Here is a 7,469-nt window from a genome sequence, read left to right as displayed (position 1 = left end):
GCATGGCCTTCATCGAAGCCGCCGTGCAATCGTCCTCGCAGGGCGGCCGGTGGGTGGAGGTTCCTGCGTGAGCCTGAGCGTGCGCTTCAACGACGTGGTCAAGGACTTCGGGCCGGTGCGCGTGCTGCACGGCGTGAGCTTCGAGCTCGCGCCCGGGCGCATGGTCGGCCTGCTGGGCGAGAACGGTGCAGGCAAGTCCACGCTGATGAAGATCCTCGCGGGCTACGAATCGCTCTCCGGTGGCAGCCTGGAAGTCGATGGCGTGGTGCGGCATTTCGCCAGCTCGCGCGAGGCGGAAGAAGCCGGCATCGTGCTGATCCACCAGGAATTCAACCTGGCCGACGACCTGACCGTGGCGCAGAACATCTTCCTCGGGCGTGAGATGCGCAAGGGCTGGTGGCTGGACGAGGCCGGCATGCGACGCGCCGCGCGCGAGGTTCTGCAGCAGGTGGGGCTGGACATAGACCCCGACACCCGCGCGCGTGACCTCATCGTGGCCGAGAAGCAGCTGGTGGAAATCGCCAAGGCCCTGTCGCGCCACGCGCGCCTGCTGGTGATGGACGAGCCCACCGCGACGCTCACGCCGTCCGAAACGCAGCGCCTGTTCGCACTCATCGCCCAGTTGCGCGAACAGGGCGTGAGCGTGGTCTACATCTCGCACAAGCTCGACGAGGTGAAGCGCGTGACCGATGACATCGTCGTGATGCGCGACGGCCGCTTCGTGGCGCGGGGTCCCACTGCCGAACACACGCGTCAGCAGATGGCCAACCTGATGGTGGGCCGTGAACTCTCCGACATGTTTCCCCAGCGGGTAGCGCCACCCCCCGCCGAGCCCCTGCTCTCGGTGAAGGACGTCACCGTGCCGGGCTGGGCGAAAAACGTCAGCTTCGACGTGCGCCCCGGCGAGATCCTGGGTTTCGCCGGCCTCGTGGGCGCTGGCCGCACCGAGCTGTTCGAAGGGCTGCTGGGCCTGCGGCCGCGCAGCGGTGGCCAGATGCACCTGGGCGGCCACCCGGTGCACTTCCGCAACCCGCGCGAGGCCGCTCACGAAGGTCTGACCTACCTGAGTGAAGACCGCAAGGGTTGCGGCCTGCACGTGCGCCTGTCGCTGCAGGAGAACCTCACGCTCATGGACCTGGACCGCCACGCAAAGCCCTTGCTCGACCCGCGTTCCGAACGCCGCGCCCTGGAAAAGGCGGTGGCGGACTTCGGCATCCGCACCGGCTCGCTGGACGCGCCCGCGGGCTCGCTCTCCGGCGGCAACCAGCAGAAGCTGGCCATGGCCAAGGTGCTGCAGCCCGATCCGCGCGTGGTCGTGCTGGACGAGCCCACGCGCGGTGTCGACGTGGGTGCCAAGCGCGACATCTATTTCCTGGTCCAGCGCCTGGCGGCCGAAGGCCGCGGCGTGGTCGTGATCTCCTCCGAACTGATGGAGCTGATCGGCCTGTGCCACCGCGTGGTGGTGATGCGCGCGGGCGCCGTGCAGGCCACGCTGGACGCTGAAAACCTGACCGAAGAGGCGTTGATCGCCCATGCCACCGGAACACATTGAAATGAACCAGACCACCGTTCAGGCCGAGCTTGTCGAAGCCCCTCCCCGGCAGGACCGAAAACCGCTGAGCCACCGCCTGCGCGACGCCGGCCCCATCGTCGGCCTGGTGCTGCTGTGCATCGCCGGCACCCTGCTCAACCCCGACTTCGCGACCTGGGACAACGCGATGAACGTGCTCACGCGAACGGCCTTCATCGGCATCATTGCGGTGGGCATGTGCTTCGTCATCATCTCCGGCGGCATCGATCTCTCGGTGGGCTCCATGGCCGCGCTGATCGCCGGCTGCGTGATCATGGTGATGAACTGGGTCGCTCCCCATGTGGGCAGCCCGGTGGCCGCCGTGCTGGTGGGCATGGTGGTCGCGCTCGCGCTGGGCGCGGCCTTCGGCCTGGCGCACGGCGTGCTCATCACCAAGGGCCGCATCGAGCCCTTCATCGTCACGCTGGGTACGCTGGGCATCTTCCGTGCCTACCTCACCTACTTTTCCAATGGCGGCGCGCTCACGCTGGACAACGAGCTGGGCGACACCTACGGCCCGGTCTACTACAGCTCGTGGCTGGGCATCCCGATTCCGATCTGGGTGTTCCTGGCGGTCGCGCTGGCCGGCGCACTGCTGCTCAACCGCACCCGCTACGGTCGCTACGTACAGGCCATCGGCTCCAACGAACAGGTGGCGCGCTACGCCGCGGTGGCGGTGGACCGCATCAAGATCCTCACCTACGTGCTGCTGGGCATCTGCGTGGGCATCGCCACCCTGCTCTACGTGCCGCGCCTGGGGTCTGCGTCGCCGTCCACCGGCCTGCTCTGGGAGCTCGAAGCGATTGCCGCGGTGATCGTCGGCGGCACCGCGCTCAAGGGCGGCCAGGGCCGCATCCTGGGCACCGTGGTGGGGGCAATCCTGCTCTCCGTCATCGGCAACATCCTCAACCTCACCAGCATCATCAGCGTATACCTGAACGCGGCGGTGCAGGGTTTCGTGATCATCGTCGTGGCCTTCCTGCAAAGAGGGCGACGATGAATTCCCCGGCTGCGCAGCCCACCGGCCGGCGAGCCATTCCAGCCTCGACAAACCTAGCAAGGAGACATTCATGAACAGACGCCTTTTCTCTGCCATCTCACTGGCCATCGCCACGCTCGTGACGGTACCGGCCTTCGCCCAGAACAAGCTGGTGATGGGTGTGTCCGTCCCCGCCGCCACGCACGGCTGGACGGGCGGCGTGGTGTACTGGGCCAACCGCACCAAGGCCGAACTGGAGAAGCAGTACCCCGGCACATCGGTCATCGTGAAGACCGCCGGCTCCGCCGCCGAACAGGCCAACCAGGTTCAGGACCTGCAGACGGTCAACAAGATCGACACCCTGGTGATCCTGCCGTTCGAATCCGCGCCGCTGACACGACCCGTTGCGCAGGTCAAGAGCAAAGGGGTGTACGTGACAGTGGTGGACCGCGGCCTGACCGACCCGAGCGCACAGAACGCCTATGTGGCGGGCGACAACCCGGGCTTCGGCAAGGTCGCCGCGGAATACATGGCAAAGGCCATGGGCGGCAAGGGCAATGTGGTGATCCTGCGCGGCATCCCCACCGTGATCGACAACCAGCGCGTCGACGCCTTCAACGAGGTGATGAAGAAGCACCCGAACATCAAGGTGCTGGACGCCAAGCACGGCAACTGGAACCGCGACGACGCTTTCAAGGTGATGCAGGACTACCTCACGCGCTTCAAGCAGATCGACGCGGTCTGGGCCTCGGACGACGACATGGCCGTGGGCGTGCAGAAGGCCATCGAGCAGGCCAAGAGAAGCGACGTGAAGCTGGTGCTGGGCGGCGCGGGTTCCAAGGACTACATCAAGAAGGTGATGGACGGCGACCCGATCGTCACGGCCGACGTGACCTACTCGCCCAGCATGATCGCCGACGCGATGAAGCTCACGGCCGAGGCCCGCGTGAAGGGCGGCAAGATGCCGGAGACGACGATCATTCCCTCGGTGCTGATCACCAAGGACAACGCCGCCAAGTACTACTTCCCCGACTCACCGTTCTGAGTCCGCGGGCCCTGCCGCCCGCTCAGCCCGTGGGCGTGGAAGGGGTTTCCATCTGCGCCGCGCCACCCTCCACCACGGGTGGCGTGCCTCGTGCCACGGGCGCGGCGGCTCCGGCCGGATCGATTTCGGCGCGGTGGCGCGGCAGGTAGTCCGGGTGTTCGCGCTGAATGAAGTCGATCAGGGACTCGCGAACATGGCAGCGCAAGTCCCATGCGGCGGAAGCAGAGGCCGCCGTGACCAGGCAGCGCAACTGCATGGCCCGCTCGCCGGCCTCGGTCACCTGCAGCAGGGCAAGCCGCCTGTCCCACAACGCTGACCCCTCGCAGACGCGCTGCAGCACCTCGCGCAAGGGTGCCAGTGGCATGCGGTAGTCCACCCACAGGAACACCGTGCCGGTGAGTTCGGAGGTGCTGCGCGTCCAGTTCTGGAACGGCTTCTCGATCCAGTACTGCAGCGGTACCACCAGGCGCCGCTCGTCCCAGATGCGCACCACCACGTAGGTACCGGTGATTTCCTCGATCACACCCCACTCGTTCTCGACGATCACCACGTCGTCGATGCGGATCGGCTGGCTCAGCCCGATCTGCAGGCCGGCGATCAGGTTGCCCAGCACCGGCCGCGCGGCAAAGCCCGCCACAAGACCGACCACACCCGCCGAGGCCAGCAGGCTGGCGCCCACCTGGCGCACCGCGGGGAAGGTCATGAGCATGAGCGACGCACCGACCAGCACCACCATGCCCTGCACCGTTCGCGAGAGCACCAGGGTCTGCGTGCGGATGCGCCGCGCCTCCAGGTTGTCCGCCACCGCCAGCGGGTTGGCCTCGGCCACGCCGCTGGCCACTCCCTGCACCACGCGCGCCAGCAACCAGGTCATCACGCCAATGAGCAGCAGCGCGGTCAGCCGCTCGATGCCCGGCAGCCAGCCGGCTCCGGGAGGCATCTGCTGCCACAGCACGTGCAGGGCGAACAGGTACAGCAGCAGATGCGCCGGTGCCTGCACCGCGCGGCCCACGCTGGCCACCACGGGTGCGTTGCGCGCGGCGCGCAGCACCACGCGCCGCCCCAGCCGGAACACCAGCTCGGCCAGCAGCGCGAGCAACAACGCCACCAGCAGGGTCGGCAGCCATTCAGCCAGAAGCGGGGGGAATCCAGTGGGGAGCCAGTCTTCAGCGGTCATGCCCCATCGTAGCCAGAACCAGGCCACCGGGAAAATCCCCGGCGCACGGTGACTCAGGCGCCAGTCACCAGATCCGCCAGCGCCTCGCGCCGGCGCCGCCAGGTCGCAGGCGGCACACCGTACTCGCGCCGGAATGCGCGGCTGAAGGCTGTGTCGGTCTGGTAGCCCACGTCCTCGGCGATGCGCGCGAGCGGCGCCTTGCTGCGGCACAGCAGGTTGGCCGCGAGCATCATGCGCCACTGCATCAGGTACTGCATGGGCGAGCTGCCCACGAGGAGCTGGAAGCGCTCGGCCAGCACCGAACGCGAGGTGCCTGCCTCGCGTGCCAGTTCCTCCAGCGTCCACGCGCGCGCCGGATGCCGGTGCAGCGCGTTGAGCGCGCCCCCCACGATGCGGTCGCCCAGGCCCGCGAGCCAGCCGGTGCGGCCCGCGCTCTGCTCGTTGATGTAGAGCCGCAGCACCTCGATGAACAGCACCTCGGCCAGCTTGGACAGCACGCCGGAGCCCCCCGGCCGGGGCGAACGGGCTTCGGCCAGCGCGTATCGCACGGAGGCTTCGAGCCAGACGCCGGCATTCGATCCCCGCACGTTGACCTTGACCAGCGGCGGCAGCCCGTCCAGCAGCAGCCGCGCCAGCCGCGCATCGCAGGCGAGATAGCCGCACAGCAGCCGGGTGGTGGCGCCGCCACCACCGTAATTGAGCTGGCGCGGCCGGCGCATGAGCAGGTCTTTCAGGGGCGTGGCGGGCGCGGGCACGAGCCCGGTGACCGAGGCCATGCGGTGCGCATCACCACGCGAGAACACGATCACGTCTCCCGCGGCCAGGCGCATGGGAGCCTCGCCATCCAGTTCCACGACACACTCGCCCTCGGTGACCATGTGGAAGATCACCACGCGCTCGGCGCCGGGCTCGAGCAGGGGCGCGGCCGCGTCGGCCGCCGGCGACTGGTAGCACCAGGGCGCGGTGAAGCGCCCTTGCAGAAAGATGGCGCCCACCAGTTGCACCACGCGCAGGGTTTCGGAGAGCGCGTCCATGGGCCGTCAATCGATGTGAACGCGCAGGGCCAGCGGCGTGGCGACCTGCAGCGCACTGGGGATGGGCGATCGGCCCACGGCGGCCTGCACCAGCGCGCGCAGGCGCTCGGGCGCAACGCCGTCGGCCACGATGTGCACCGCCAGTTGCACGTCCCCGGGGCCAGCGTGCACCGGCTGGCCGTCGGCATCCGCCATGCCGATCAGGCCACGCGTGTCGGAACGGCTGGTGGCCTTCACCTCCAGCCCCGTGAGCGCGATGCCCTCGGCCGCGGCCGCCATCACGATGGATGTGGTCGCGCAGGCCGCCAGGCCGGCGCGAAACAGCCAGCCCGGCGTGATCAGGTCGCCGGTGCCGCCGAGTTCGGCCGGCATGTCCGAAGGCACCTGCGTGCCATTGTCATGGTGGGCCACCACGCGTGTGCCTCCCTCCCAGCGCGCAGTGGCCGGGCCGTCCTCGTGCAGGCCGCTGTCGGGACGGCGTTCGAGCACGGCCTGCACGCGCCGCAGCGCTTGGGCGAGGGGTTGTTGTGTCATGAAGCGTGCTCCCGGTGCGGCGGCAAGGTGTCGAGAAATTGCGCGATGGCCTCGTTGACCAGGGCGCCGTGGGTGATTGGCCCCATGTGGCCCACACGGTCGAACTCGAGGGTCTGTACCCGGGGCAAGGTGCTGGCGAGCAGGCGCGCCACACCGCGCGACGAGGCCGGTGACACGGTGCCGGTCATGAGCAGCACCGGCAGATCGAGCGCGGCGAACGTCGCCAGTGGCGTAGGTTCGCGGGTCAGCGCACGAGCCCAGCCCCGCACGTTGCGCACCGATTCGGCGATCGGCCCACGCCGTGCTTCGGGCGTGCGCTGCCAGGCGCCCTCACCCATCCAGAAGTCGATGAAGTGGCCCGCCGCGGCGTCGGCGTCGCCCCGGTCAAGCGCGGCGCCGGCGGCAGCGACCGCCCCCCGAATGCCGTCGGCCTCGTTGGGCGGCGGCGACTCGGCGTCCAGCAGGGCAAACAGGGTCGGCTCGAACAAGGCCAGCGCGCGAAAGCGGCCTGGATACAGCGCGACGGCCACCAGCGCCACCGCCGCGCCATAGGAGTGCGCCACCAGCACCGGGCGCTCGCCCGCGCGCTGCAACACCGGCTCGACCAGCGCCACCTCGTCGCGCAGTCGCACGTCGCGGCCGGCGGGCCAGGGAGGGCTCTTGCCCGCTCCCAGGCTGTCGGGCGCGAGCACATGAAAGCGCGGCGCGAGCAAGGCCATCAAGGTCCGCCACTGGGCTGAGGTGCTGGCGTTCGAGTGCAGGCAGACCACACCGGGGCCCGCGCCGGCTTCGAGGAAAAAGGGGATGGGATCGGACACACAAACCTTCCCGGAACGGGACCGGTCGGTCCCAGCGGCAAATTATGGGTGCCGCCGCCCCAGGCACCAAGCGGCCGCGCCGCGCCGCGCGCGGCAGCCGGACGCCCGGCCAGCAATCCCGGACGCTGTGGCAGGTGCGCACGCGCGCCACCCAGGTCCGGACGACAGGGCAGTCCCGCGCGACCCCCGGGCAGGACGCGGCAGGGCGCTCCGCGTTCCACTGCATGCCGGGCCGCCCGAACAGCCCGCCATCCCGGTTCCCCATCCCAATCCATCAGGAGACTCCACCATGAACACACCCACCGATTTCAT

Annotated in this window: 7 protein-coding genes; 3 read left to right on the top strand and 4 right to left on the bottom strand. The window is 69.1% G+C overall.

Going from position 1 to position 7,469, the window contains the following annotated elements; genetic code table 11:
- Positions 1-67: 67 nt before the first annotated feature.
- The 3 genes from K5880_RS16820 to K5880_RS16810 all read left to right on the top strand — a co-directional run bounded on the left by K5880_RS16820 (position 68) and on the right by K5880_RS16810 (position 3,594).
- Positions 68-1,552 carry a sugar ABC transporter ATP-binding protein gene (locus K5880_RS16820; RefSeq protein ID WP_297654878.1) on the top strand — a complete coding sequence of 495 codons (1,485 nt, stop codon included), beginning with the start codon at positions 68-70 and terminating at the stop codon, positions 1,550-1,552.
- Between the two features lies 1 nt (position 1,553).
- Positions 1,554-2,570 carry an ABC transporter permease gene (locus K5880_RS16815; RefSeq protein ID WP_297654873.1) on the top strand — a complete coding sequence of 339 codons (1,017 nt, stop codon included), beginning with the start codon at positions 1,554-1,556 and terminating at the stop codon, positions 2,568-2,570.
- A 70-nt stretch (positions 2,571-2,640) separates the two neighbouring features.
- Positions 2,641-3,594, top strand: a complete 954-nt coding sequence (locus tag K5880_RS16810; protein ID WP_297654870.1) for an ABC transporter substrate-binding protein — start codon at positions 2,641-2,643, stop codon at positions 3,592-3,594.
- A gap of 22 nt (positions 3,595-3,616) precedes the next feature.
- Here the strand turns inward: K5880_RS16810 and K5880_RS16805 are convergent, their stop codons facing one another.
- The 4 genes from K5880_RS16805 to K5880_RS16790 are packed head-to-tail and all read right to left on the bottom strand — an operon-like array spanning position 3,617 to position 7,157.
- Complete coding sequence (locus K5880_RS16805) at positions 3,617-4,771, bottom strand: mechanosensitive ion channel domain-containing protein (protein WP_297654868.1); 1,155 nt, start codon at positions 4,769-4,771, stop codon at positions 3,617-3,619.
- Between the two features lie 53 nt (positions 4,772-4,824).
- Positions 4,825-5,805, bottom strand: a complete 981-nt coding sequence (locus tag K5880_RS16800) for an AraC family transcriptional regulator (protein ID WP_297654865.1) — start codon at positions 5,803-5,805, stop codon at positions 4,825-4,827.
- A gap of 6 nt (positions 5,806-5,811) precedes the next feature.
- Entirely contained in the window at positions 5,812-6,339 is a 528-nt protein-coding gene (locus tag K5880_RS16795) for an OsmC family protein (RefSeq protein WP_297654862.1), read from the bottom strand.
- Positions 6,336-7,157 carry an alpha/beta hydrolase gene (locus tag K5880_RS16790; RefSeq protein WP_297654860.1) on the bottom strand — a complete coding sequence of 274 codons (822 nt, stop codon included), beginning with the start codon at positions 7,155-7,157 and terminating at the stop codon, positions 6,336-6,338. The genes K5880_RS16795 and K5880_RS16790 overlap by 4 nt, the downstream gene beginning before the upstream one ends.
- Between the last annotated feature and the right edge of the window lie 312 nt (positions 7,158-7,469).

Source organism: Hydrogenophaga sp. (genome assembly GCF_025699295.1).
Lineage (GTDB): Bacteria > Pseudomonadota > Gammaproteobacteria > Burkholderiales > Burkholderiaceae_C > Hydrogenophaga.
Note: the sequence above shows the minus strand (reverse complement) of the source record. Positions and strands in the feature narration are given on the sequence as shown.